Origin of the sequence: Campylobacter helveticus (genome assembly GCF_002080395.1) — a bacterium.
GTDB lineage: Bacteria > Campylobacterota > Campylobacteria > Campylobacterales > Campylobacteraceae > Campylobacter_D > Campylobacter_D helveticus.
This window is the reverse complement of the sequence record NZ_CP020478.1, coordinates 1,160,002-1,183,526: the sequence shown is the minus strand read 5'-3', so window position 1 is coordinate 1,183,526 and position 23,525 is coordinate 1,160,002. Positions and strand designations below refer to the sequence as shown.

The window sequence follows — 23,525 nt, the reverse complement described above, 5'->3', positions numbered from 1 at the left end:
AGTTCGCCTTTTGTAACATTAAACTCCACATAATTCTAAATTTAAGAGCAAAAGAAAACGAGGTATTTAGAAAGAGAAATCTTGTAGCAAGACTTCTCTTTTAAGCTTTAAAGCCAGAAGAAATACGCCATCGAGGCGATGATAATGGAGCAGAGGATATTAAGATAAATTCCTACACGCACCATTTGAGATTGTTTAATATAGCCCGTGCCAAAGACTATGGCATTTGGCGGAGTTGCAACAGGCAGCATAAAGGCACAGCTTGCACCTATACCTATGATAAGGGCTAAGCCAAGTGGGGGAGCGCCTAAGGACTCGGCTATAGAAATGAAAAGTGGGACTAAGAGTGCTGCAGAAGCTGTGTTTGAGGTAAATTCTGTCAAAAATACTATAAATAGAGAAACCAAAAGCCCAATTAAAAATAAATGACCTCCAGCGATTAGGCTGATGATACCATCTGCCATTATCTTACTTGCTCCACTATCTTTTAAAACAAGGCTTAAAGTGATGCCTCCACCAAAGAGCATTAAAACGCCCCAGTCGGTATTTTCTTGGACTTTTTTCCAGCTTACTACCCTAAAAGCACAAACCAAAACAGCGGCAGATATGGCGATAATGCTGTCAAAATCGGCGACTTTTTTCTCAAATCCTAATAAATTTGAAACAAAAGGATTGATATGTGAGCTAAATATCCAGCACGCAGCTACAACGGCAAAAATGACTAGAGTGATGTATTTTTGAGTATCCATAGGGATTTTTTGTTCTAAATTTGTATTGATTTGAAATTTTAAATTTGGTTTAAAAGTGAAATAGAGAACAAAAATCATCAAAGGCATAAAGATGAGAACAATAGGAATTCCATATTGAAGCCACTGCGCAAAAGTGATGTTTAAATTTGTCGCTACGATGGCATTTGGCGGTGTTCCTACCAAAGTGCCTATACCGCCGATACTCGCACTAAAGGCTATACCCAAAAGCACAAAAACATAGGTATTTTTATTTTTTTCATAATCAAGCTGGGAAAGCATACCTATAGCAAGAGGAAGCATCATAGCGGCTGTGGCGGTATTTGACATCCACATTGATAAAAATGCGGTTGTTAGGAAGATGTAGATTGTGGCAAGGGCAAAATTTCCTTTAGCTAACACAAGAATTCTTTGAGCGATGATTTTATCAAGTTCTTGAAAGTGCATCGCTGCAGCTAAAGCAAAGCCGCCAAAAAAGAGAAATATATTTGGGTCGGCAAAGCCGTGTAGGGCGGATTTGGTAGGCATTAAGCCCATTATAACGGCTAAAATAGGAATTAAAATCGCAGTAATGGTAACATGCAAAGCCTCGCTAAGCCACAAAACCGCGATAAAGGCTAAAATAGCCAAGCCTTGATTTACTTTTGTTTCAAAAGGTAACAAGGCAAGTAGTGCAATAAACAAAATAATATCAGCTACAATAATGAAAGTTTTAGTAGAATTTGACATTATAAGCTCTCCTTAAGAAATTGTTTGAAAGGAAAGTATAGCATTAAAACAATGAAATTTTATTTTAAGTGGAGTGAATTTTTATTAAGTTTTTACGAATTTACACACCTTTATTTTGATTGTTGAAAAGTGGCTTAAAAGGTGTTGATAAATTACACCTTTTAAATTGAAATTATCTTATTTTGAGTGAGGCGAGGGCGAGGAGGTTAGAAAGTAGTGCTATCATCCAAAAGCGGACGATGATTTTATTTTCTACCCAGCCGATTTTTTCAAAATGGTGATGAATGGGTGCCATTTTGAAAACTCTTTTGCCCCAAATTTTAAAGCTTCCTACTTGTAAAATGACGGAAATTGTTTCTAAAACAAAAACAAAACCTATAAGGAAAAGCAAAATTTCATTTTTGCTGACTATGGCTAAAAAGCCTATAAAACCACCAAGTGTAAGACTTCCACTATCTCCCATAAATACTTGTGCTGGGTAGCAGTTATACCACAAAAAGCCCATTAAAGCACCGATGAGCGCAGCACAAATGATAACAACCTCTCCAAGTCCATTAATTTTAGGTAAAAATAAATACTCACTATAAATTAAATTCCCGCTTAAATATAAAAACACGCCTAAAGTAGCTAAGGAAAAAATGGAGGGAACTGTGGCAAGTCCATCAAGTCCGTCTGTTAAATTTACAGCATTTGAGCTTGAAATTAGCACCAAAATCCAAAAGAAAAGCGCGAAAATATACATATTAAAAAGCGGATATTTATAAAAAGGGAGGTAAAACTCAGAGTCTAAAACCCCGCTAAAATATAAAGGTACGAGGCATAAAAGTGAGGCAAAAATTTGAGCTAAAAGTTTAGCCTTAGGGCTTAGTCCTGAGTGATTATTTTTTTTAAGAATTTTGCCTAAATCATCAATTACGCCGATAAAGCAAAAGCTTATTAAACACAAAAGTGCCATTAATGCAAATAAATTATCAAATTTAATACACAATAAACTTGCAAATACTGCACAAAAGGTAAAAACTACACCGCCCATAGTTGGGGTGTGAGATTTTTCTTGGTGGCTTTTTGGGGCGTATTCATAAATGGGCTGGGAGGCGTTTTTTGCCTTAGCCCAAGCAATAAATTTGGGCATTAAAAACAAGCTTAAAATTAAAGCGATGAAAAACGCAAAACCCGCACGAACGCTGATATAAGTAAAGAAAGCATAGGAGCTTAGTTCAGAAAAATAATACATTTTAGCCTTTTATTTGCTTTTTAAAAGCTTAATTTTAGTAGAATTTTCCCAAAAATATCCTTATAAAAAGAGTGAAAATGAAACAAAAATGTATTTTAATTATAACCGATGGGATAGGGCATAATTTAAGTTCAAAATTTAATGCTTTTAATGCGGCGAAAAAACCAAATTATGAAAAATTTTTTAAAGAAGTGCCAAATGCTTTGTTAAAAACGAGCGGTTTGGCTGTGGGGCTTCCAGAAGGACAAATGGGAAATAGTGAAGTGGGGCATATGTGTATAGGAAGTGGGCGCATTATCTATCAAAATTTAGTCAAAATCAATAAAGCCATAGAAAACAATACGCTTAAAGATAACGCAAATTTGAAAGCTTTACTTAATAAATGCAAAAGAGTGCATATTATAGGGCTTTATAGCGATGGGGGGGTGCATTCTTTGCATACGCATTTTAACGCTTTGCTTGCAATTTGTAAAAATGAAGGCAGGGAAGTTTTCGCGCACGCTATTAGCGATGGGCGTGATGTTTCGCCAAAAAGTGGTTTAAATTTTATTAAAGATTTAGAAAATTTTTGTGAGGCTAAAGGGGTGCATTTGGCAAGTTTGAGCGGACGCTTTTATGCGATGGATAGAGATAAGCGTTGGGAGAGAGTGGAGGCGTATTATAAAGCACTTTTGGGTCAAGCCAAGAGGGTGCAAAAAATGAGTGCTTATGTGGAGGAAAATTATCAAAAAGATGTATTTGATGAATTTATCGAGCCTGTGATAAGCGAAGAATTTGACGGCTTAAATGAGGATGATGGATTGATATTTATTAATTTTAGAAATGACAGAATGAAGCAATTGGTCGAGCTTTTAAGTGCGGAAAATTTTACTGCATTAAAACAAGAAAAGCGTTTTGCAAAGTTATTGACGATGAGTGTTTATGATGATAAATTTAATATCCCCGTGCTGTTTGAAAAAGAAGAGCTTAAAAATACTCTTGCTGAGGTGATTTCAAATGCAAATTTAACGCAACTTCACACAGCAGAAACGGAAAAATATGCCCATGTAACTTTCTTTTTTAACGGAGGAAAAGAGGATTTACTTGAAAATGAAACGAGGGTTTTAATCCCAAGTCCTAAGATAAAAACTTACGATGAAAAGCCACAAATGAGTGCATTTGAAGTGTGTGAGGTCGTCAAAGAAGGGATAAAAAAGGGGGAGGATTTCATCGTTGTGAATTTTGCAAATGGTGATATGGTAGGACACACAGGCAATTTTAATGCCGCCGTTAAAGCGGTGGAGGCTGTGGATAAATGCTTGGGGCAAATCGTAGATGAGGCGAGAAAGCAAGGCTATGCCTTTATCATCACAAGCGACCACGGAAATTGCGAGGCGATGCAAGATGAAAATGGAAATTTGCTGACAAATCACACAACCTTTGATGTTTTTATTTTTATCGAGGCACAAATTTGCAAACAAATAAAGCAAAATATGGGTTTAAGCAACATAGCTTCTAGTGTGCTTAAAATTTTAGACCTTGAAATTCCAAAAGAGATGAATGAGGCTTTATTTTAAGCATTTATCAATTTAAAGTAGAATTCAACGATTTTATAGAAAAGGAAAATAATGCAATTTAGTGGAAAAAATGTTTTAATCACAGGGGCTAGTAAGGGTATAGGTGCGGAAATCGCAAGAGTTTTGGCAAATTTTGGTTTAAAAGTGTGGATTAACTATCGCTCCAAGCCAGAACTTGCAGACGCTTTAAAAGAAGAGATTGAAAAAAGTGGTGGCAAGGCTGCTTTGATTAAATTTGATGCAAGCAAGGAAGAAGAATTTGCCGATGCCTTTAAACTCATCGTAGAAAGCGATGGAGAGCTTAGTTATTTGGTAAATAATGCTGGAGTTACAAATGATAAACTCGCTCTTAGAATGAGCCTTGAGGACTTTAGCGGCGTGGTGGATACAAATTTAAATTCGGCGTTTTTAGGTTGCAAAGAAGCGTTAAAAGCGATGAGTAAAAAGCGTTTTGGAGCTGTGGTAAATATCGCTTCTATCGTTGGTGAAATGGGAAATGCTGGGCAGGTGAATTATAGTGCGAGTAAGGGCGGTATGATAGCGATGACCAAGTCTTTTGCAAGAGAGGGGGCGAGTAGGAATTTGCGTTTTAACTGCGTAACACCGGGCTTTATCAAAAGTGATATGACTGAAATTTTAAGCGAAGAGGTGAAAAAAAGCTATGCGGAAAATATCCCTCTTAGGCGTTTTGCCGAGCCTTTGGAAGTGGCAAATTGTGTAGCATTTTTACTGAGCGATTATGCCTCTTATGTAACGGGAGATGTGCTTAAAATCAACGGCGGATTGTATATGTAGCTTATGCGAAAGGGGATAAAATGCTATTTTTAGATGTGCAAGGAACGCTCATTAGCGACAAGGACAAATCTTTAATCGCTGGAGCAAAAGAGCTTTTAAAGCTTTTAAATCATAAAAATATCCCCTATGTGCTTATCACTAATAATACAAAGGATTTAAATTTTTTAACAACTTTGCGTCAAAAAGGGCTTGAGATAAAAGATGGGGCGTATTTAGACCCGTTTTGTGTTTTAAGCTCTTATCTTAAGCCTTGTAGGGTAGCAGCTTTTGGTGCGCGTGAATTTATAGATAGTCTTGAGAATTTAGGCTTTACACTTGATTTTGAAACGCCTGAAGCCCTTTTGTTGGCAAGTTATGATGATTTTAAATTTAAGGATTTTGCCAAGATGATAGAAATGGCACAAAATGGTGTGAAAATCATCGCTATGCACGAGACAAGCCTTTATAAAAAAGATGGTTTTTTATATCCGGGTGTGGGAAGTATAATGGCTATGCTTAAAAACGCCACAAATTTAAATTATGAAGTAGTGGGAAAGCCAAGTGAGGCGTTTTATAAAGAGGCTTTAAGGCTGATTAATTTGCAAAAAAGTGGGATTAAATTTAGCGATATTAGCATTATAAGCGATGATTTTAAGGGTGATTTAGTTAAGGCTTATGCGCTTAAAATGCGGTGCATTTTAGTTTTAAGTGGGAAGATTAAGAGTGTGGAGAATTTAAATTCGAGCATTTTAAGCGGGGTGTATGAGAGCATTTTGGAATTTAAAAAGGAGTTTGAGTGCCAAATTTAGAGGAATTTAGACTAAAAATTGACGCAATTGATGATGAGCTTTTAAAGCTTTTAAATGAGAGAATGACTTATGTGAAAAATATAGGGGAACTTAAGCAAAGTTTAGGCACAGCCATTTATAGACCAGAGCGTGAAAGAGCAATTATCAATCGTTTAAAAAGTCAAAATTTAGGACCGCTAGACCAAAATGCCATTGAGGCAATTTATGGGGAGGTTTTTGCTGTTTCTAGGAATTTGGAATTGCCTCAGGCGGTGGCATATTTTGGACCGGAGGGAACTTATACTCATCAAGCGGCTAGAATGCGTTTTGGGGCGATGAGTCGTTATATCCCACTAGCGACGATTGAGGATGTTTTTAAAGAGCTTAGGAACAAGGAAGCGAAATTTGGTGTCGTGCCGATAGAAAATAATACGGAAGGGGCGGTAGGCGTTACCCTCGACTGCTTAGGGGTGTATGAGGAGCTTAAAATTTTTGGTGAAATTTATATGGATATCCATCATTCTTTTGTGGGGATTAACGAAAATATCAAGGAAATCGAACGCATTTATTCGCACCCACAAGGCTATAATCAGTGTAGAAAATTTTTAGAAAGCCACGGCTTAAATGCTGTGGAATTTGTCCCCGCTAAATCGACCGCAAACGCTGCTTATCTCGCTTCGCAGGATAAAAATTCCGCTGCCATTTGTTCTAAAATCGCCGCAAAAATTTATAATGTGCCTTTGCTGTTTGACAAGATAGAAGATAATGCCGCAAATAGGACGCGTTTTTTAATCTTAAGCGATATTACAACGCCAAAAATGCAGCATTGTAAAACCTCCATTTTAGCACACACCGCACATAAACCCGGCGGACTTAGTGCCTTACTTGAAAATTTCAAAAAAGAAAATATTAATTTAACTAAGCTTGAATCACGTCCTGTAAAAGCAAAAGAATTTCTCCATAGTTTTTATATCGATTTTGAGGGGCATATCGAAGATGAAAATATCAAAAGAGCTTTAGAGGGTAATGAAGACATCGTTTGGCTTGGCTCTTATCTAAAAGAGTGTTAGGCTTGTAAAAAGCCGTATTCATACACTTTTATTTCTATCTTCTTGGCAAGTTCTTTAAGGGCGTAGTTAAGCTGCTCTAGCTTTTCTTTATGAGCTTCATCCTCGGGTTTATTTTACCCTTGCCATTAAAGCCTTAAAATGTATCCCAGAGTATTGTATTTGGGATTTTTATTATTTATCAAGTCTCACTTCCTTGCGTTTGATTTTCTTTTCTCTATTTTGCGCGTTAGCTAGAATTTCTGCGTGCTTATTTTTTATCTCAAGCGGCCAACTTAATCCCTGTTCTTGCACATTCCACTCTGGGTGTTCGCTTTCCACGCTTAAATAATCTTCCACGCAACACTGCTCTATAAATTTATAAGAAATGGAAACATTTTTGACCTTTTTCAAGCCAAATAATCCTTTGACTTCTTTTTCGAAATTTTCTTGGTAAATCATATAAAATTCTATTTTTTTACCCTGCAAAATCGTGTGATATAAAAAATACCATATCCCAAAGCTTCTTACGGCTGGACGCCCATTTACTCCACCGTCTCTATAAATTTCTAAAGTGCTTTTGATTCCACCTGTTGCCCCACTTCCACCAATTTTTTTAATCTCGCCATCTACTACAATAAGATACACCCTAGCTACATTTTCACTTAAAATTTTTTGTGATAGTGCCTTGCCATTTTCATCTTTTAAATCTTTTAAGTAATTAAAATTAAGCTTTGTGCTACCGCTTACAAATTCCACATCAGCGATTTTAAATGCAGTTTTGACTTGTGCTATTTTCATCTATTATCCTTTTTTCTCACACACCACTATCCATTCTTCATTCATCGTGCTAGATAGGATTCCGGCTTGATTTGTAGGAGAATTTTTAAGTGGCATAGCCTTATTAGGAATCTTGCGTTTTATGGTGCTTAAATGTTTAAAACCGTTATTACAAAAAACTTCAGCGATAAATTTATCAGTGGGAAGCTGTATTTTTTTAACCTGACGATTGCCCACTACAAAAAAGATTTTGGCACTGACATTTAAGGCACTTATTAAATTTAAAATACTTTTTTCTAAATCCACATAAAAACTTGAAACTTCTAAGGCTCTTTTTTTATCAAGTTTAGCAATTTCTTGTATGTATTCTTGCATTATCCCTTTGCTATAAATTTCTTTTGATTTTTTGCCACCTAAAAGTTGCGAGTCGAGTTTCCTTGCGTTTTTAAAGCCCATATATTCATTGATAAAAGTGCTAAATTGTCCGTAAGCTACCGTTGTTTTAGAATCGCCATAAGGTGGGCTAGTAAGAATAGTGTCAAATTTTTCAGTAGTATTTGTAAAACTTGAGTTTGTAATGTTGTGTGTAACATTTTTTATTTTATGTTGATAAAAAAGTAAATAATTATCAATAATATAATCTAATTTTTCTTTGAAAACTTTATAAACATTTGGCTTATAACTCTCGTAGTTTTTCATCCTAAAAAGTTTAAATTCGTTGTTTCTTGTGTAGCTCACTTCTCTTAATGTTTCACTAAATGCAAGTAAAAATAAGTTTTTTATATTTTGTTCCTTAATATTATTTAAATGGTGAAAAATAAGGGCTAAATCTATCTGTGCTTGTTTCTCTATCCAAAAATCAATATTTGTAATATTAGCTCTCTTAGCTTCCACAATTTTTATCATATTTTCAAGCAAATTATCCTTTTCTCTTAATAAATTTTCTTTTTCTATATAGTTAAGTTTAGCTTTTGATATGAGGATTGCTAAAGGGTTTAAATCAAAGCCCACAAAATGCTTTATACCATACTCCAAGCCACTCATAAAGCTACTTCCACTTCCACAATAAGGGTCTAAAAGTGTGCTTTTCTCTGCTTTAAATTCTTTCAATAGCTCATAGCCAATTTGTGGGAGCATAGTGGCTGGATATTTATGTAAATTAGGATACATTGAAGCATAACTTTGCCCTAAAAAATCATATTTTGGATTATATATAGTTTTTATGGATTCTTGTATTGCTAGGGTCATAATTGCTCCGCGATATAATCAAGCATATAGCTTAAAGGTTTAATAAAAGCGTCTGTTTGTATGTTTTTTCCTATAAAGGCACAATCAAAAAATTTAAACATACCCCTATGTTGCGGATTGTTAATTTCATTGTAAAAATTAACGGTAGCAAAACACACTAAGGGCTGAATAGGTGGATTGTAGCTAATATTATATTTTTCTTTAATGCTAGATTCTGTGTTTGCAATTTCCATTAAAAGCTTCCACTTATATGTCTGTCCAGCCCTTTCTCTTAATGAAGTTTTAAGAGAAAGAATAAGGCAACTCGCTAAATTTTGCTTAGAATCTAGCCTATAAATCATCAAATCAACATCTGGCTTTTGTGTTTCTTCTCCCACTTTTATATAAAATAAATCTTTAAAATGTGGGATTTGCGAAATTTTAGCGGTGATAAAAATATCTTTATCAATATTTCCATTTTCTTTATTTTTTAAAAACACCCAAACAATAAGATTTGAAAAAGCACTTCCTGCTATACTTTTTCTTGCTTGATTTATATCTTTGATTTCATTTTGATTAACGCGTTCTTTTAGTAGTTTTTCAACCGCTTCTTTGGAATTTAGCAAATACTCATAAAGATGATTAAAAACTTCTTTCAAATCAAGCTTATCATTTCTTAAATCTTGCATTATAGACTCAAGCATAGGCTGCATATAATATTTGCCTTCTATCTCTCGCAGGGTTTTTGTCTCATTTTTGTTTAGCATTTCTACTCCTTTATAATCAAAAGTTCGTGGCTTTGTTTGGTGTTGTCTGTATCGCCACGCATAACACGATTTTTACCCATTCTTGTTTCGCCTTGTCCCATTGTATATTGCCATTTTGGCTCTAAGATTTTAAAATCTTTATAAGCTTTTCGCACAAACTCACAATCGTTATAGCTTAAAATAAACTTACCCTTATGATTTTTAAGACAAATTGCTAAAAGCTCGTGATTAAAGTGATTATGATGAATGGGAAAATTTCGCATAGGATAAATCCCTTTAAACATTTTAGAATCCCCTTCCAAAAAATACGGCGGGTCGCAGTAGAAAAAATCATTAGGGTATTTTTCAAATACGGATTCAAAACTTGCCATTTCTACTTTGAGATTTTGCGTTTTAAAATCTCTTATTTTTTCTAAAGCCTTAAGATAGCGGTTTTTATCCTCATAAATCTTACTCATCCAGCCTAAAAATCCGGGTCCATAGCTTAGATTAAAATTAAAGTAATAATCCCTTGCAAGACTTAGAGAATCTAGCTTGATAGCGGGTTTATTATTAGGATTTTTATGCCGCTCATTCCAAAATAAAGCAAGCTCATTTTTGATTTTTGCATAATTTTCTTTTGTTGGCTCTAGCTTAGTTAGCTCTTTATAAAGTGCGCCAGAATCTGCAACTAAAACCTGCCAAAAATTTACCAAAATATCAAATACATCATAAGCTAACACTTCAATGTCTAGCTCTAGTGCGCTAGCTATCTCCACGCTTCCCCCGCCAATAAATGGGCTAATAAGTCTTTTTAAATCACTTGGAAAATGCTCCATAATAAAACCCACTGCCAAAGACTTACCCCCACCATAGCGCAAAGGGGATTTTGTGTAGCGTTTATAGGCGAGATTTTTGCCTTTGAGTTTATGTAAAAATGCATCCCTTTTTGTCGTATCGTAAAGAGTAAATAAATTGGATTGGTTTATTTTTTGTGTCAAAATTATCCTTTTTTATGTGCGTGTAAATTTTGAAATGCAAAAGTTTAGCATTTTAGTTTAAATTTACTTCTCATCTTTAGCGATGAAGAGCTTTTTAAATTTGAAAGAAAAAATTAAACTATAAGTTTATTTGTGTTAAATTTTTATTTATGAAATTTCAAGGAAGAAATAATGCACGGCAAAATAGCGATTTATGTGGATTCTACCGGTAGGGGAACTGTTACAAATTCGGCTAAACTTTTTTTTGAGTTTAATCGCCAAACTTGGAGCGATAAAAGAAGTATGCCAAGCACGGGTATGCTTGTAGAATTTCGCTCTGAGGGTAAGAAAATAACAAGCGTTCGTCCTTCTCGTTACCAAGAATTTAAAGAGGGTGATTTTATCACGGAAAATGATTTTTGGCGAACGGATAGCGATGAGGCATTGGAGGATTTGCAAAATTCAAGACGCAGTGCCTACATCACGGAACTTTATAGAGGAACGGACTATGATACCATAGAGAAAATTCCACTTTCTTTTACCATACCTCAAGCGATTCAAAAGTATTTTGCCTGTGAAATTCTTTCCGTTGAAGCGTTGAAGCAAAATGTTGATGATGAGCAGCAAATTCCTTGTATTTTGGATTATTTTATTTTAAAGCGTTTTTTGAATAAATCTTTAGATACGCTGATTTTTATGGACCACTCAACGGACCAAACGCAGTTTAGTTCTTTAAAAAGCATTATTATGCACTTAGAAAATTCTTATAATGATATGAAAGATAAGCATAAAATGATAAATATAACGAGGATATTTAATGAAACTTTTCTTTCTTTGCAGTGTCATTACCAAGCGCTTATTTCTACCATAGATACAAGGAAAAATCGCGCCCAATCTCTAGAAGCTCAAATGAAAACTTTAAGGCTTGAGATGAATGCAAGGGCGGCGACTATGGACCCTGCCAAAATGCAAGCTAAACAAGAGCGTTTCGATAAACTTGCTAAAGAGGCGACTTACTACCGCACAAGTTTGAAACGCTTAGAGGCGATTCGCGATGATTTTTATAAAAAGAATTTTGGTATTTTTGAAAATGCCTTCAAGCTTTCAAGAGAGAAGCTTTTTAATAAAATCGTTACAGGCTTGAATCTTTGTGCGACCATTATGGATATGAAAATTTGGAAACTTTCTTTAAAATCTTCTGGGGTGAAAAATTCTTATTTTACGAGAAGCAATATAGAAAATTCTTTTTGCTCTTTGGCTTTTGCGGAGCATTATTTAAGTAGGCTTAATAAATCAGCACTTAATCCTTTCGACCAAAAACTTCTAGTTTATATAGAAAAAATCACAAAAGAGCAAAGAAAGAAATTTCTTGTCGTAACTTCTGATTTGGACCTACTTTGCAAGGTTAAGGTGGAGGTTTTTGCACTGAATCCATATTATATCGTCAAATATGCGCCTAAAAAGGTCAATTATCAATCTTTAATGCGGGATAATAATTTTGACATTGTCTATATAGATGAAGCGCATATTTGGGAAAGTGCGGCAGATGTTATTTTGCAAGGTAAGCATTTTGACAAGACGGGAAAAACGAAATTTAAGCTAATATAAGAATTTTAAGCTAAATAAGACTATAATTTCATCTGCCTGAGCAGTTTGTGATATTTAAAGTGATCCAACACATTTTTATTTACTGCGAAAGTGCGATTTACCGTGTCTGTGGCGTCGTTTGAGTTTCGAAAGAAGCGAGAAGTTGCAGCCTTTAAAAATTGCCTAGCGGTTTCTTTGACTTTTTGGGGTCAATCTTTGTAAAACGGCTGCTTGGGTTTTAAGGAGAAAAAATGAAAATTATGATTTTAGGAGCTGGTGCTAGGGAGTATTCCATAGCTTTAGCCTTAAAAAAAGAGAAAAAAGATTTAGAATTTATTTTTGTTCCTGGAAATGGTGCAAGTGCGAAGCTTGGCAAAAATGTCGATATAAAAGATATGAAAGAACTTGCTCTATACGCTAAAAATGAGAGTGTGGAACTTTGTATCGTTGGAAGTGAAGCTTTTTTAGAGCAGGGCGTTGTCGATGAGTTTTTAGCTTTAAATCTTAAAATTTTTGGACCAACAAAAAATGCCGCGATGCTTGAAAGCTCTAAGGCTTTTATGAAAGAATTTTTGCAAAGGCATAAGATTAAAACGGCAAAATTTATCAATACGAGCGATTTAGAAGAAGCAAAAGAATTTATAAGCCGCTTAACTCCGCCCATAGTTGTGAAAGCGGACGGCTTATGTGCAGGGAAAGGCGTCATAATCGCCAAAAGCAAAGAAGAAGCTGTACAAGAGGCTGCCAAGATGCTTAGTGGTGAGAGCTTTGGTGCGGCTGGGCGTAAAATTGTGATAGAAGAATTCTTAGATGGTTTTGAGTTAAGCATTTTTGCTCTTTGTGATGGAGAAAATTTTGTCCTTTTGCCAGCAGCACAAGACCATAAAAGACTTTATGATAACGATGAGGGTCCAAATACGGGCGGTATGGGTGCTTATGCACCGAGTTCTTTGGCTAGCAAAGAGCTTTTAGAGCGTGTGAAAAGTGAGATAGTAGCTCCAACGCTTAAGGGAATGAAGGAAGAAAATAATCCTTTTTGCGGAGTGCTTTTTGTAGGGCTTATGGTCGTTGAAAACAATCCTTTTGTTTTGGAATTTAATGTGCGTTTTGGAGACCCTGAGTGCGAGGTCTTAATGCCTTTAATCAATAATCCACTCGAGCTTTTTATGGCTGCGAGTGAAAAAAGATTAGATAGCTTTAAGCTTGATTTAAAAGATGAATTTGCTGTGGGAGTTGTTTGTGCTGGGGCAAATTATCCTTTTAAGGCTTCACCAAAAAGCGAAATTCGCGTTTCTAGTGTGCCTGAAAATTCGCATATTTCTTATGCTGGGGTGAGCTTAGAAAATGATAAATTCATCGCTGATGGAGGGAGAATTTTGGTTTGCGTTGGTGTGGGTGAAAGTATGCAAGATGCGAAAAAAAGAGCCTATGAGCTTTGTGAAAATGTGAGTTTTGAAGGGAAGCATTTTAGAAAAGATATAGGCTATCAGGTTAATTAATGAACGAAAATTTACAAGATAAATTAGAGCGAGAAGGGCTTAAAATAGCTAGTTTTCCTAAGAGGGTGTGGGCTTATTTAATCGATGAATTTCTTTTAACTTGTATCGTTTTTATCATCTTTTATGACAAGCTTGCAAATGCGAAGGATTATTTTGATATTGCTATGATTTTGGGAAATTTTTCCTTAGGTTTTTTCGTGCTTCAATTTAGTTATCAGGCTATTTTTACGGCACTTTATGGGGCAAGTTTGGGGAAGATGGTGTGCAAAATTATCGTGATTGATGAGCAATTTTTAGATAAACCAAACTGGACTCAAAGCTGTCTTAGGGCTTTATTTAGGCAATTTAGCAGTATGGCTTTTATGCTAGGTTTTGCTTGGGCTTTGGGAAATGTTTTGCGTAAAACTTGGCAAGATTATTTAGCTAGGACTGTGGTGATTGATGTGGCGTAAATTTTCTTTTATTTTAACTTCTTCATTAGCTTTAAATGCCGCTCAAGTGGATATTTATGCCATAGAGGCAAAAAAAGAGGGAGATAAACTCATCGCAAATGATGATGTTGTGATATTTTCCGATTTTTATTTCATCACGGCAAATAAAGCAATTTATAATGAAAAGACCTCTGAGGTGGAGCTTTTTGGTGATGTAAATATTTTAAGAGGGCAAAATGAACGCTCTCACTCCAACTACGCAAAATTAAATCTTGACACTAATGAAGCAAAGTTTGAAAAATTTTTCTTTGCAAATAATGATCTTGAAGTGTGGTTTAAGAGCGATGAGAGTTGTTTAGATGATAAAAATTTTAAAACCACACTTTCATCTGTTTCAAGCTGTAATGTCGAAGATCCTGATTGGGAAATAAAATTTAGCGAGGGTGAGTTAGATAGAGAAACGAATTTTGTGCATCTTTATAATGCAAGATTGTATATTAAAAATATCCCTGTATTTTATACGCCATATTTTGGCTTTAGCACGGATACTCAAAGACGCACAGGGCTTTTGGTGCCTAAATTTAGCATAAAGGGTGATGAGGGGTTATTTTATGAGCAACCTATTTATTTTACTACGCACGAAAATTGGGATTTGCAGCTTAATCCCCAAGTAAGGACAAATAGGGGTTATGGACTTTACTCAACCTTAAGATTTATCGATTCTTCTTCATCGATGGGAGAGCTAAATTTTGGAGCTTTTAGGGAGAATTCGGATTATTTTAAAGATGAGGATTTAGAAAACCAAACTCACGCTGGTGTGGAACTTAAATATTTAAGAACGGATTTGATTAAATCTTTACTTGGGGATAATTTCCAAGAAGGCTTGTGGATTGATGCGACCTATCTTAATGATGTGGATTATTTAAATTTGGGAAGACGCGATTATAAAGATTTAAATTCTTTGATTACTTCAAGGATTAATTATTTTCTTGCCGATGAAAATAATTTTTACGGAGCTTATGGAAAATACTATATCGACACTTCCAAAACGCATAATAAAGACACCTTACAGGAATATCCATCATTTCAATACCACCGCTTTTTAAATTCTTTATTTGATGAGAGGATACGCTATTCTTTTGATGTGAGTTTCAATAATTATTATAGACGCATAGGACCTTATGCGAATAATATTAATGTAAGCCTACCTCTGTCTTATCATAATGCTTTTTTTGATGATTTTTTACATTTTGCTTTTACGGAGAGACTAGACGCTTCTTTTGTTAATTATACTCACGACCCGCAAAAAGAACACGAGCATTTTTATAGAAGCACACACGAATTTAGTTTTTATACTGACCTTTCTAAATCTTATGAGAATTTTTTCCATACCTTAAATTTAGGAGTGGATTACATTTTGCCGGGGGGTAAGTCAGGCGGTGTGAGTGAGGACTACTTAAATTTGGAGCAAATTGATGAGAAAATTAATCCTTTCTTGGTGCAGTATTTTTATAATGAAGCGGGTGAAAAAAAGCTTAAAAACCGCATTGATGTGAGCTATTTAAGCAGACGCGATGAATTTGAAGAAAGTAAAAATCTTTTAACTTATTATTACAACGAAGATATTAGTTTCAATAATGAAGTAACTTATTCCCATCTTGACACGCGTTTTAGTAATGTTTTAAGTCAAATTGATTTAAGTTTAAATCCTAAATTTAACTGGGAATTTTCTCACGCTTATCAAAATGATGAGTATGGAAAATACAGTTTTATAGGAACGAGAACAAATTATTATGTCAATGCAAATTATAATCTTTTTGGCGGAATTTGGTTTGACACACAAAGAGCACACGCGAATATGTGGGAACTTGGCTATACTTATCAGCGTAAATGCTGGAATTATTCTTTAATGTATAGGGAAAGAATCGACCCTAAGCTTACAAGTGCGGGTATTACAGCTAAAAATCAAAGCGGATTTTATTTTGTGTTTAATTTTTATCCTCTTGGTGGCGTGGGTTATGATTTTGCTTTGCAAGAAAATGAGAATAAAATTTAGGAAAAAAGATGTTAAATTTATTTAAAAATTTCAAAAAATTATTATCAAATGATAAAGGAAACACGATGCAATACAGCATACAAATTAATCAAAATTTAGAGGTTTTTGATATAGATAAAGTTGCTAAACAAGCGGCTGGCTCTGTTTTAATGAGAGTGGGTAAAAGCGTAGTTTTAGCTGCTGTGGCAAGAGAGGATAAGCAGGTCGAAGAAGATTTTTTACCTTTAACGGTGCAATACATCGAAAAGGCTTATGCAGCAGGTAGAATTCCGGGAGGCTATATTAAAAGAGAAACCAAGCCCGGAGATAATGAAACCCTTACGGCAAGGATTATTGATAGAAGTTTAAGACCACTTTTTCCTAAAGGCTATGCTTATCCTACGCAAATTGTTGTAATGGTGCTTTCTGCGGATGATGAGGTGGATTTACAGGTAATGAGTTTAAATGCTGCGAGTGTGGCTTTATATCTAAGCGGAATTCCCATTAAAGCGCCTGTTTGTGGGGTAAGAATTGCGAGGATTAATAATAATTTTGTGTTAAATCCAAGCAATTCTAAGCTTAAAGAAAGCACGCTAGACCTTTATGTGGCTGGTGTTAAGGATGAACTTTTAATGATAGAAATGAGAGCTTTACCAAGCGAGAGTGAGGGTGGGGCTATGGTGGAAACTAGTTTTGCGGAGGCTTTATCTGGAACTAGCATTTATGAACAAGCGATGAATGAATTAAGCGAAGATGAGGTCATTGAGGCTTTAAATTTGGCACAGAAAGCAATATTAAACGGCTCAAATGCTTACGAAGAAGCATTTTCTAAACACCGCAAAAATGAGGAATTAGAACTTAGGGCAGAAATTGAAAATATCGAACTTTTTGAATTTATCAAGCAAAATTTCACACAAGAGATTAAATTTGCTATCAATCAAATGGCAAAAAGTGAAAGAGCAAGTGAGCTAGAAAAAATCACTAAAGAACTTATGAAGCTTGAAAATATCATTGATAAATACAGCCAAGAAGATGTTTTTAACGCTCTTTCTAAGGTCAAAAAAGAGCTTGTAAGAACACAAATTTTAAAAGAGAGAAAAAGGGCTGACGGACGCGCCTTAAACGAGGTAAGAGCCATAGAAATAGAAACAAACATTTTACCAAACGCGCACGGCTCTTGTCTTTTTACACGCGGACAAACTCAAGCCTTAGTTGTGGCAACTTTGGGTGGGGAAAATGACGCACAAATGGTAGATTTGCTGAATGAGAAAAATCCTATAAGCGAACGCTTTATGGTAAATTACAATTTCCCGGGCTTTTCTGTGGGCGAGGCAAGTCCTATTAAGGCGCCGGGTAGAAGAGAGCTTGGACACGGAAATTTAGCTAAAAGAGCGCTTTATCCAAGTGTTGATGAAAATTATCCTTATGTGGTGCGTTTGGTGAGTGAAATTTTAGAAAGTAATGGCTCTAGCTCTATGGCGAGTGTGTGCGGTGGCTCACTAGCCTTAAGAGCGGCTGGAGTTCCTAGCATCAAGCTTGTAGCGGGCGTGGCTATGGGGCTTGTTTTAGAGGGTGATAATTACGCGGTTTTAACGGACATTATGGGACTTGAGGACCACGATGGGGATATGGATTTTAAAGTCGCTGGAAGCAAGGATGGCATTACCGCACTTCAAATGGATATTAAATTAGGTGGGATTGATGAGAAAATTCTTAAAAATGCCCTTTATCAAGCAAGAGAGGCGAGACTTCACATTTTGGATTTAATGGAAGAAGCTAACGCGCAAATTGTCGTTAATGAAGATGTTTTACCAAAATTAGAACTTTTTAGCGTTGAACCTAGTAAAATCGTCGATATTATAGGGCAAGCAGGTAAGACGATTAAAGAGATTATCGAAAAATTTGGCGTTTCGATTGATTTGGATAGAGAAAAGGGCGAGGTGAAAATCGCTGGAAATCAAAGTGAGCAAATCAAAGCGGCGAAAGATTATATCATCAGCATTACAAGTAAGGGAAAGAAATTTTCTAAAGATTTAGCGCATTTTAAAGTGGGTGAAGAATTTCTTGGGGCTGAAGTTAAAAAAATAGCCCCTTTTGGAGCTTTCATCGCTTTAAAAGACGGGGTCGATGGCTTACTCCATAGCTCTAAAATGAAGACTAAATTGAGTGAAAATGATAAGATTGATGTAAAAATCAGTGAGATTAAAAATGGCAAAATTTCAGTGGATTTACTCTCTTAGAGAGTTTTCTAAGCCATTTCTTAAAATGTCTATTTTGCGGTTTAAATTTTCTATGAAAAAGCCTAGCCACTCTTTATAGGCATTGATATAATGAAGGTGAAATAGGCTTTCATCTTCTATCCTAGCTTTTAAAACTTCACAAATGAGCTCTCCTTTTTTATAAAATACAAAGCCTAATTTCCCGTCATTTAAAAATTCGTCCTCTTCTAATTTCCCGTCAAATTCATCAATCATCTTTTTGACTTTTTCTAAAAAACTAAGGGGGAGAGTTTTTTTACTTTCAAGTATGGTATTTAAAGCGTTTAAAAGCTCTTTTGCTCCCTCTAGCATACCTTGACTTTTTCTAAGATCTGCCTTGACTTTAGCGTTAAATTTGCTTAGGATTTTCTTTGCTTTATTTTGAGTAACGGGCTTTGTAAGGCTAAAATTTGGTTTTTTCGTATTTAAAATTTTTGCACTTTCTTTAAAGCTTAATTCTTGACAAAATTTGATGAAAGCCCCGCCTTCTGTTGAATTGATGAAAGTCGCTTTATCTTTATTTAAAAGAAAAAGCCTTTCTAAATCTTTTCTATAATAATCCCAAGTAATATGCGTTGTAACCTCACCCAAGCCTTTATAAGCCTTGACTTTAAAATACTCTATCTTTGCATCTGTTTCATAATTTTCCCCAAAAGCATAGCCTTTGGCGTGTGAATTTCCATTAAAGTCAAGGCTTAAATCCTGTCCTAGCATAATGATAGTTTTAAAGCCAAGCTCTAAGGCTAGTGCGTAAGCAAAATGACTCACATTGCCCCCAAGCTCTATAAAACCAAAGTCTTTAAAAAAGTTATATTGACAAACGCCGTCTTTCGTGCCTAGCACCACGCTTAAATTTTTACCCTTAAGGCTTTCTAAGGTTTTAGGGTGAGTGGAGTAGCCGTTTATAAGGAGGCTTTTGGCTGGAATTTGATGTAAAAAAGCCTTTGCAAAATCACTAATGTCTGTATTTAAAATATAATCAGGCTCTATGCCTTGCTCTAAGACGACATTTAAAGCCCCATCCGCACAAAAAAGCACAGCATTTTCTTGCACCTTTTTTAAAAGGGGAAGTTGTTTGCTAAGGCTTGGACCCGCTGAGATGACAATGGCATTTTCAAATTTGTTTTTTCTCTCCTCAATAAGCCTTGCTATGGGGATATTTTCAAGCATTAAAGGCACATTGGAAAGAAAATTTTCATAAACGCTAAATAAAATGTCCTTAGCCCACACGCCAAGTGTGCTTAAAGTCGTAAAAATAACGCTTTCGCAAAGTCTATGCACGGCTTTTGCTTTTTCCAAATAAAAGCGATGATAAAAGTTTCCGTTCATAAAAAGCTCAAAAAGGCTAAGGTATTGATAATAAGGCTTAGTCGAAAAAAGCATAGTGAGATAAAGCTCTAATTTTTCACTACTAGTATCGACAAAAATGACCCTACCTTGCTTAAAATCCTCACTAAAATCAAAGCGTGAAAAAGCCGAAATGAAAAAGTCTAAATTCTCTTCAAAGACGATAATAAGAGGGTATGAGGGAATAAGCCTTTTTAAAAGCTCACCATCTCCTATGCCAAAAAGGCAGATGAAAGGATAACGCAAACTTTGCGCTCGAATTTCATCAAAAAGCCGCTCTTTTTCACCCTCTTCATACGCAAGACCCCCCCCGTTTTCACCTAAGCTGCTTTTTTCACCGCTTTGAAGGTAGGAGATAATTTTGTGGCTTAATTCGCTAAAAACACTAGAATTTATGGCGGATAAATTTTTTTCTAAAAACATCAGTAAGAAATCAAAAAGCCCGTAGAAATACGCTCTAAGCGTTTGTTATAGTCGATGAGACTATCGCCATAGCCGTTAAAATACTGCACATAATAATAAATGCCGTTATTAAAAATATCATAGCCCACATCAACTTGCACAGCGCCTTTGTTACGCGAAAAATTGAGATTATTTCTTAGCATAGTATTGATGAAAAAATCATTGCCCAAATAGCCCAAATTCACATCAAAATTTCCCATATAATGCTCCATAGCAGGATTATCATCACTTCCGCCGTCCTCGTTAATTCTATACCAAATTCTAGGAACAATTAAAAATCTTTTGTATAAAAAGGTCGTGGAGGCGTAAAGCCTGTTCCAAGAGCGAGACTGCTCGTGATCATCGTCCTTGCCATTGCTTTCGTGTAAAAATCCTAGCCTAAGATTATTAAAATAATCGTATCCGTCAAAATGGATAGGAAAATCAACAAAAAATTCAGGTTGATAGCTATTTTCTCTAAAAGGAGAAGAGTGCTTATAAAGCTGCCACCACGAAGTTTGCGTATAGCCTAGATAGTATTTTTCGTCAAGTCCTAATAAATTTTCAAAAAGGCGTTTTTTGATGCTGATTTGAAATTTGACTTCATTTTTAGAGCCGCTTAAGTCGTGATTAGTGTGTGAAAAGGGTAAAAAATAATTCATCTTATAGGAGCTAATGCCAAGAGGGTTAAAGGCACTTTCATCTCCCAAATAATTTGCAAGGGCTATTTTGGCAAAATTATCTTTTCTAGGAAGTTCTCGTTCTTTTTGAGTGGTGTGAGTTTTAGTTTCCTGTTTGGTGCTTTGCGTTTGAATTACTTGAGTTTGTGTGCTTTTGAATTCTTGTGGTCGATTTTTAAGAGCGATTTTTTTATAAAGTTGCATAGCTTTTTCATAATCGCCCCTTTTTTCATATTCTAATGCCTTGCTTAAATCATCGCCAAAACACAAACTAAAAAGGCTTAAGGTTAAAAACAATTTCTTCATCGGCACTCGCTTTGATATTTTAAAAACTCATCATAATAATTTAAATTTAAAAAGGCTTTTTCACTTTCAAAATCGACAAATTTGGTCGATGCTTTATCAAATAAGAGAGAAATTTTTTGTTCGTTTTTTTGAAGCATTTCTTCACAAAGTGGTGTCAAGGATGCGTGATAAAAGCCACATAGACTATGTTTGTAGAGTTTTGTTTTTGGAATGATGATTTGATAATTTTGATTCAAAAAAAGTTCTAATTTTTCAAGTTCCTTTTCGGAAAATCGCACAAAATCCACCCCCAAGATAAAAACAAATTCATCTTTAAAATGCTTTAAAATAGAATAAAGTGCTAACATAGGTGAGTAAATTTGAAAACTTATATCATCTTTTATGATGTCCGCTTTAAAGTTAAATTTATCATCTTTGCTGGAGAGATAGACCTTTTTAAAAAGCGGGGTTAGTTTTTTGTGGGCAAGTTCTGCGAGGCTTTTTTGATTAATTTTAAGCAAACTTTTATCTTTCCCCATACGAGAAGATTTGCCGCCACATAAAATTACCGCATTTAAAAACGCACTCATTTTTATCCTTAAATTTCAAAAAACAGCCCAAATTCTAGCATAAATTTTAAAAATATCTTATAATTTGGTATGAAATATACAGAGTTAGTGCAAATTTGTGATTTTTTAAAACAATATAGAAAACTTGATTTTGTTAAGAGGATAAATGATAATGTTTTGTGCCTTAGTTTTGATAGGCAAATTTATATCTTTGACTTAAACAAAAATGAGAGTGGGATTTATCGTGCTAATTTGCAGATGAAAGATTATAATGCCCCTTTTGATTTTGCTCTTAAAAAATACTTTACAAATTCATTCATTAAAGAGCTAAAGGTTTTGGAGAATAATCGCGTTTTACGCATTAAGGTGGAGCTTAAAAAGTCGTATAAAAGTTATGAGAGTTTGATTTATTTTGAATTTACTGGCAAAAATACTAATGTGATTATAACGGATTCTAAAGGCTTGATTTTGGAGGCTTTAAGGCATATTGATAAAAGTTATCGTCAGGTTAAACCTAATTTAATGCTTCTTAATTTAAAACCTTTTAAAATGGACGAAAATTTTGTCAAAATTGAGGATTTTCAGCTTTATTTTGAAGAAAAATTCCGTATTTTATACAGCAAGAAACTTTCGCAATATAAAAATTCAAAATTAACTCTTTTGGAAAACAAAATGACAAAACTAAAAGATAATTTAAAAAATTTAGAAGTTGAAGAGAATTTGATTTTAGAGGCAAAGAATTTAAGCAAAAGAGCGGATATTTTGTTTGCAAATTTGAGTGTTTTGAAAGATTATGAAAGAAATTTTAGCCTTTTGGATTTTGAGGGCGAAAGAGTGGAATTTGTGCTTGAAAACAGCCCTAAGCAAAGCGCAAATGCTTTTTATAAAATGGCAAAAAAACTCAAACAAAAGGCTAAAAATATTTGCATACAAAGGGAAAATTTAAAAGAGAAATTAGAATTTTTAGACAATTTAAAGCATTTAATCGAAAAAAGCGAAAGTTTGTTTGAGCTTGAAATTTTGCTACCTAAAAAAAGCAAAAAAGAAGTTACGAAAAAAGACGAAAATGAACTTGGCGTGGCGAGTTTTTATTTTAAAGATTTTAAAATTTGTGTTGGTAAAAATGAAAAGGGTAATGAATATTTGCTAAAAAATACTAAAAAAAACGATGTGTGGCTACATATTAAAGATGTGCCTAGCTCTCATACTTTCATCATTCACAATAAACAAAACATTAGCCAAGAGGTGCTAGAATTCGCCGCAAAGCTTTGTGTGAGTTTTTCAAAACTAAATCCCGGGAGCGTTTTGGTCGATTATACTACAAGAAATTTTGTAAAAGTGAAAGAAAAGGCTTTTGTTAATTATACAAATTATAAAACCCTTAGCGTTTTAAAGGAGTGAAAATGCCAGTAAGTCCCATAGGAAATATGAATTACATCAATCAAAATATGGCTTATCCTGCGACACAAATGAGTAATGAACTTGCCAAAGAGGGCTTTGCTGCAAATGTTAATTTAAGTGAATTTATGGAAAAAGAAAAGGCGATAGAGAAACTAGAAAAGGTTGCTAAGAGCCACGAGGTCGATGAAGAGATTAAGGAAAAAGCCGAAGAGGAAGAAAAAAAGAAAAAACGCGAAAAAGAGGAAGAAAGTAAAGAGGAAGAGGAAAATAGCGAAGAAGAAAGCGGTGAAGAGGACGGAAATTTGGAGCAATTGAGCGAGGAAAATGTCGCTCAGTTTAAAAAAGCTCAAAATTTCCCCCACATAGATATAAGTATTTAAGGAAGA

Annotated in this window: 20 protein-coding genes; 11 read left to right on the top strand and 9 right to left on the bottom strand. The window is 34.8% G+C overall.

What is annotated here, in order from left to right; genetic code table 11:
- Positions 1-107: 107 nt before the first annotated feature.
- Together CHELV3228_RS06310 and mraY are read right to left on the bottom strand one after the other, a co-directional pair.
- Positions 108-1,475: an SLC13 family permease gene (locus CHELV3228_RS06310; RefSeq protein ID WP_082200178.1), complete on the bottom strand. Its 1,368-nt coding sequence runs from the start codon at positions 1,473-1,475 to the stop codon at positions 108-110.
- Positions 1,476-1,647: 172 nt separating this feature from the next.
- A complete protein-coding gene (mraY, locus tag CHELV3228_RS06305; RefSeq protein WP_082200177.1) occupies positions 1,648-2,709 on the bottom strand; it encodes a phospho-N-acetylmuramoyl-pentapeptide-transferase in 1,062 nt (353 codons plus the stop codon).
- Between the two features lie 77 nt (positions 2,710-2,786).
- On the opposite strand from mraY, the gene gpmI reads away from it, so the two are divergent.
- Genes gpmI through pheA form a run of 4 tightly spaced genes read left to right on the top strand, consistent with a single transcriptional unit; the run spans position 2,787 to position 6,897 of the window.
- Entirely contained in the window at positions 2,787-4,265 is a 1,479-nt protein-coding gene (gene gpmI, locus CHELV3228_RS06300; RefSeq protein WP_082200176.1) for a 2,3-bisphosphoglycerate-independent phosphoglycerate mutase, read from the top strand.
- 51 nt (positions 4,266-4,316) lie between these two features.
- A complete protein-coding gene (fabG, locus tag CHELV3228_RS06295; protein ID WP_082200175.1) occupies positions 4,317-5,060 on the top strand; it encodes a 3-oxoacyl-ACP reductase FabG in 744 nt (247 codons plus the stop codon).
- A 20-nt stretch (positions 5,061-5,080) separates the two neighbouring features.
- Positions 5,081-5,848, top strand: coding sequence for an HAD-IIA family hydrolase (locus tag CHELV3228_RS06290; RefSeq protein ID WP_082200174.1), 768 nt, complete (start codon positions 5,081-5,083; stop codon positions 5,846-5,848).
- Positions 5,836-6,897: a prephenate dehydratase gene (gene pheA / locus CHELV3228_RS06285; RefSeq protein WP_082200173.1), complete on the top strand. Its 1,062-nt coding sequence runs from the start codon at positions 5,836-5,838 to the stop codon at positions 6,895-6,897. Before CHELV3228_RS06290 ends, pheA begins: the two co-directional genes overlap by 13 nt.
- 171 nt (positions 6,898-7,068) lie before the next feature.
- On the opposite strand, the gene CHELV3228_RS06280 is transcribed toward pheA, so the two are convergent.
- The 4 genes from CHELV3228_RS06280 to CHELV3228_RS06265 are packed head-to-tail and all read right to left on the bottom strand — an operon-like array spanning position 7,069 to position 10,627.
- Entirely contained in the window at positions 7,069-7,674 is a 606-nt protein-coding gene (locus CHELV3228_RS06280) for a GIY-YIG nuclease family protein (RefSeq protein ID WP_082200172.1), read from the bottom strand.
- Between the two features lie 3 nt (positions 7,675-7,677).
- Positions 7,678-8,901, bottom strand: coding sequence for a TRM11 family methyltransferase (locus tag CHELV3228_RS06275; protein WP_082200171.1), 1,224 nt, complete (start codon positions 8,899-8,901; stop codon positions 7,678-7,680).
- Positions 8,898-9,647 (bottom strand): BsaWI family type II restriction enzyme, encoded by a 750-nt coding sequence (locus CHELV3228_RS06270; RefSeq protein WP_082200170.1) that lies wholly within the window; start codon positions 9,645-9,647, stop codon positions 8,898-8,900. The genes CHELV3228_RS06275 and CHELV3228_RS06270 overlap by 4 nt, the downstream gene beginning before the upstream one ends.
- 2 nt (positions 9,648-9,649) lie before the next feature.
- Positions 9,650-10,627 carry a DNA adenine methylase gene (locus CHELV3228_RS06265; RefSeq protein ID WP_234980986.1) on the bottom strand — a complete coding sequence of 326 codons (978 nt, stop codon included), beginning with the start codon at positions 10,625-10,627 and terminating at the stop codon, positions 9,650-9,652.
- 171 nt (positions 10,628-10,798) lie between these two features.
- Between CHELV3228_RS06265 and CHELV3228_RS06260 the strand changes: the two genes are divergently transcribed.
- From CHELV3228_RS06260 to CHELV3228_RS06240, 5 genes are all read left to right on the top strand, one after another.
- Positions 10,799-12,214: a hypothetical protein gene (locus CHELV3228_RS06260; protein ID WP_082200169.1), complete on the top strand. Its 1,416-nt coding sequence runs from the start codon at positions 10,799-10,801 to the stop codon at positions 12,212-12,214.
- 230 nt (positions 12,215-12,444) lie between these two features.
- Entirely contained in the window at positions 12,445-13,692 is a 1,248-nt protein-coding gene (purD, locus tag CHELV3228_RS06255) for a phosphoribosylamine--glycine ligase (protein WP_082200168.1), read from the top strand.
- Positions 13,692-14,144 (top strand): RDD family protein, encoded by a 453-nt coding sequence (locus tag CHELV3228_RS06250; protein ID WP_082200167.1) that lies wholly within the window; start codon positions 13,692-13,694, stop codon positions 14,142-14,144. Before purD ends, CHELV3228_RS06250 begins: the two co-directional genes overlap by 1 nt.
- Positions 14,134-16,179: an LPS-assembly protein LptD gene (locus CHELV3228_RS06245; RefSeq protein ID WP_082200166.1), complete on the top strand. Its 2,046-nt coding sequence runs from the start codon at positions 14,134-14,136 to the stop codon at positions 16,177-16,179. Before CHELV3228_RS06250 ends, CHELV3228_RS06245 begins: the two co-directional genes overlap by 11 nt.
- A gap of 65 nt (positions 16,180-16,244) precedes the next feature.
- The gene (locus CHELV3228_RS06240) at positions 16,245-18,398 is read left to right on the top strand and encodes a polyribonucleotide nucleotidyltransferase (RefSeq protein WP_082200767.1); all 2,154 of its coding nucleotides are present in this window, start codon (positions 16,245-16,247) and stop codon (positions 18,396-18,398) included.
- Here the strand turns inward: CHELV3228_RS06240 and CHELV3228_RS06235 are convergent.
- Genes CHELV3228_RS06235 through CHELV3228_RS06225 form a run of 3 tightly spaced genes read right to left on the bottom strand, consistent with a single transcriptional unit; the run spans position 18,387 to position 21,759 of the window.
- Positions 18,387-20,186, bottom strand: coding sequence for a motility associated factor glycosyltransferase family protein (locus CHELV3228_RS06235; protein WP_082200165.1), 1,800 nt, complete (start codon positions 20,184-20,186; stop codon positions 18,387-18,389). The two genes, CHELV3228_RS06240 and CHELV3228_RS06235, sit on opposite strands and share 12 nt — an antisense overlap.
- The gene (locus CHELV3228_RS06230) at positions 20,186-21,190 is read right to left on the bottom strand and encodes a phospholipase A (protein WP_082200164.1); all 1,005 of its coding nucleotides are present in this window, start codon (positions 21,188-21,190) and stop codon (positions 20,186-20,188) included. Before CHELV3228_RS06230 ends, CHELV3228_RS06235 begins: the two co-directional genes overlap by 1 nt.
- Positions 21,187-21,759 carry a molybdenum cofactor guanylyltransferase gene (locus CHELV3228_RS06225; protein ID WP_115588767.1) on the bottom strand — a complete coding sequence of 191 codons (573 nt, stop codon included), beginning with the start codon at positions 21,757-21,759 and terminating at the stop codon, positions 21,187-21,189. Before CHELV3228_RS06225 ends, CHELV3228_RS06230 begins: the two co-directional genes overlap by 4 nt.
- Positions 21,760-21,828: 69 nt before the next feature.
- On the opposite strand from CHELV3228_RS06225, the gene CHELV3228_RS06220 reads away from it, so the two are divergent.
- Positions 21,829-23,139, top strand: coding sequence for an NFACT RNA binding domain-containing protein (locus tag CHELV3228_RS06220; RefSeq protein ID WP_082200162.1), 1,311 nt, complete (start codon positions 21,829-21,831; stop codon positions 23,137-23,139).
- A 2-nt stretch (positions 23,140-23,141) separates the two neighbouring features.
- Positions 23,142-23,519, top strand: coding sequence for a hypothetical protein (locus tag CHELV3228_RS06215; RefSeq protein ID WP_082200161.1), 378 nt, complete (start codon positions 23,142-23,144; stop codon positions 23,517-23,519).
- Positions 23,520-23,525: the final 6 nt, after the last annotated feature.

Bases quoted from the DNA above. Each gene is read 5' to 3' on its own strand.
- CHELV3228_RS06310 (WP_082200178.1), bottom strand. From the start codon at position 1,475: ATGTCAAATTCTACTAAAACTTTCATTATTGTAGCTGATATTATTTTG.
- mraY (WP_082200177.1), bottom strand. From the start codon at position 2,709: ATGTATTATTTTTCTGAACTAAGCTCCTATGCTTTCTTTACTTATATC.
- gpmI (WP_082200176.1), top strand. From the start codon at position 2,787: ATGAAACAAAAATGTATTTTAATTATAACCGATGGGATAGGGCATAAT.
- fabG (WP_082200175.1), top strand. From the start codon at position 4,317: ATGCAATTTAGTGGAAAAAATGTTTTAATCACAGGGGCTAGTAAGGGT.
- CHELV3228_RS06290 (WP_082200174.1), top strand. From the start codon at position 5,081: ATGCTATTTTTAGATGTGCAAGGAACGCTCATTAGCGACAAGGACAAA.
- CHELV3228_RS06280 (WP_082200172.1), bottom strand. From the start codon at position 7,674: ATGAAAATAGCACAAGTCAAAACTGCATTTAAAATCGCTGATGTGGAA.
- CHELV3228_RS06275 (WP_082200171.1), bottom strand. From the start codon at position 8,901: ATGACCCTAGCAATACAAGAATCCATAAAAACTATATATAATCCAAAA.
- CHELV3228_RS06270 (WP_082200170.1), bottom strand. From the start codon at position 9,647: ATGCTAAACAAAAATGAGACAAAAACCCTGCGAGAGATAGAAGGCAAA.
- CHELV3228_RS06260 (WP_082200169.1), top strand. From the start codon at position 10,799: ATGCACGGCAAAATAGCGATTTATGTGGATTCTACCGGTAGGGGAACT.
- purD (WP_082200168.1), top strand. From the start codon at position 12,445: ATGAAAATTATGATTTTAGGAGCTGGTGCTAGGGAGTATTCCATAGCT.
- CHELV3228_RS06250 (WP_082200167.1), top strand. From the start codon at position 13,692: ATGAACGAAAATTTACAAGATAAATTAGAGCGAGAAGGGCTTAAAATA.
- CHELV3228_RS06245 (WP_082200166.1), top strand. From the start codon at position 14,134: ATGTGGCGTAAATTTTCTTTTATTTTAACTTCTTCATTAGCTTTAAAT.
- CHELV3228_RS06240 (WP_082200767.1), top strand. From the start codon at position 16,245: ATGCAATACAGCATACAAATTAATCAAAATTTAGAGGTTTTTGATATA.
- CHELV3228_RS06235 (WP_082200165.1), bottom strand. From the start codon at position 20,186: ATGTTTTTAGAAAAAAATTTATCCGCCATAAATTCTAGTGTTTTTAGC.
- CHELV3228_RS06230 (WP_082200164.1), bottom strand. From the start codon at position 21,190: ATGAAGAAATTGTTTTTAACCTTAAGCCTTTTTAGTTTGTGTTTTGGC.
- CHELV3228_RS06225 (WP_115588767.1), bottom strand. From the start codon at position 21,759: ATGAGTGCGTTTTTAAATGCGGTAATTTTATGTGGCGGCAAATCTTCT.
- CHELV3228_RS06220 (WP_082200162.1), top strand. From the start codon at position 21,829: ATGAAATATACAGAGTTAGTGCAAATTTGTGATTTTTTAAAACAATAT.
- CHELV3228_RS06215 (WP_082200161.1), top strand. From the start codon at position 23,142: ATGCCAGTAAGTCCCATAGGAAATATGAATTACATCAATCAAAATATG.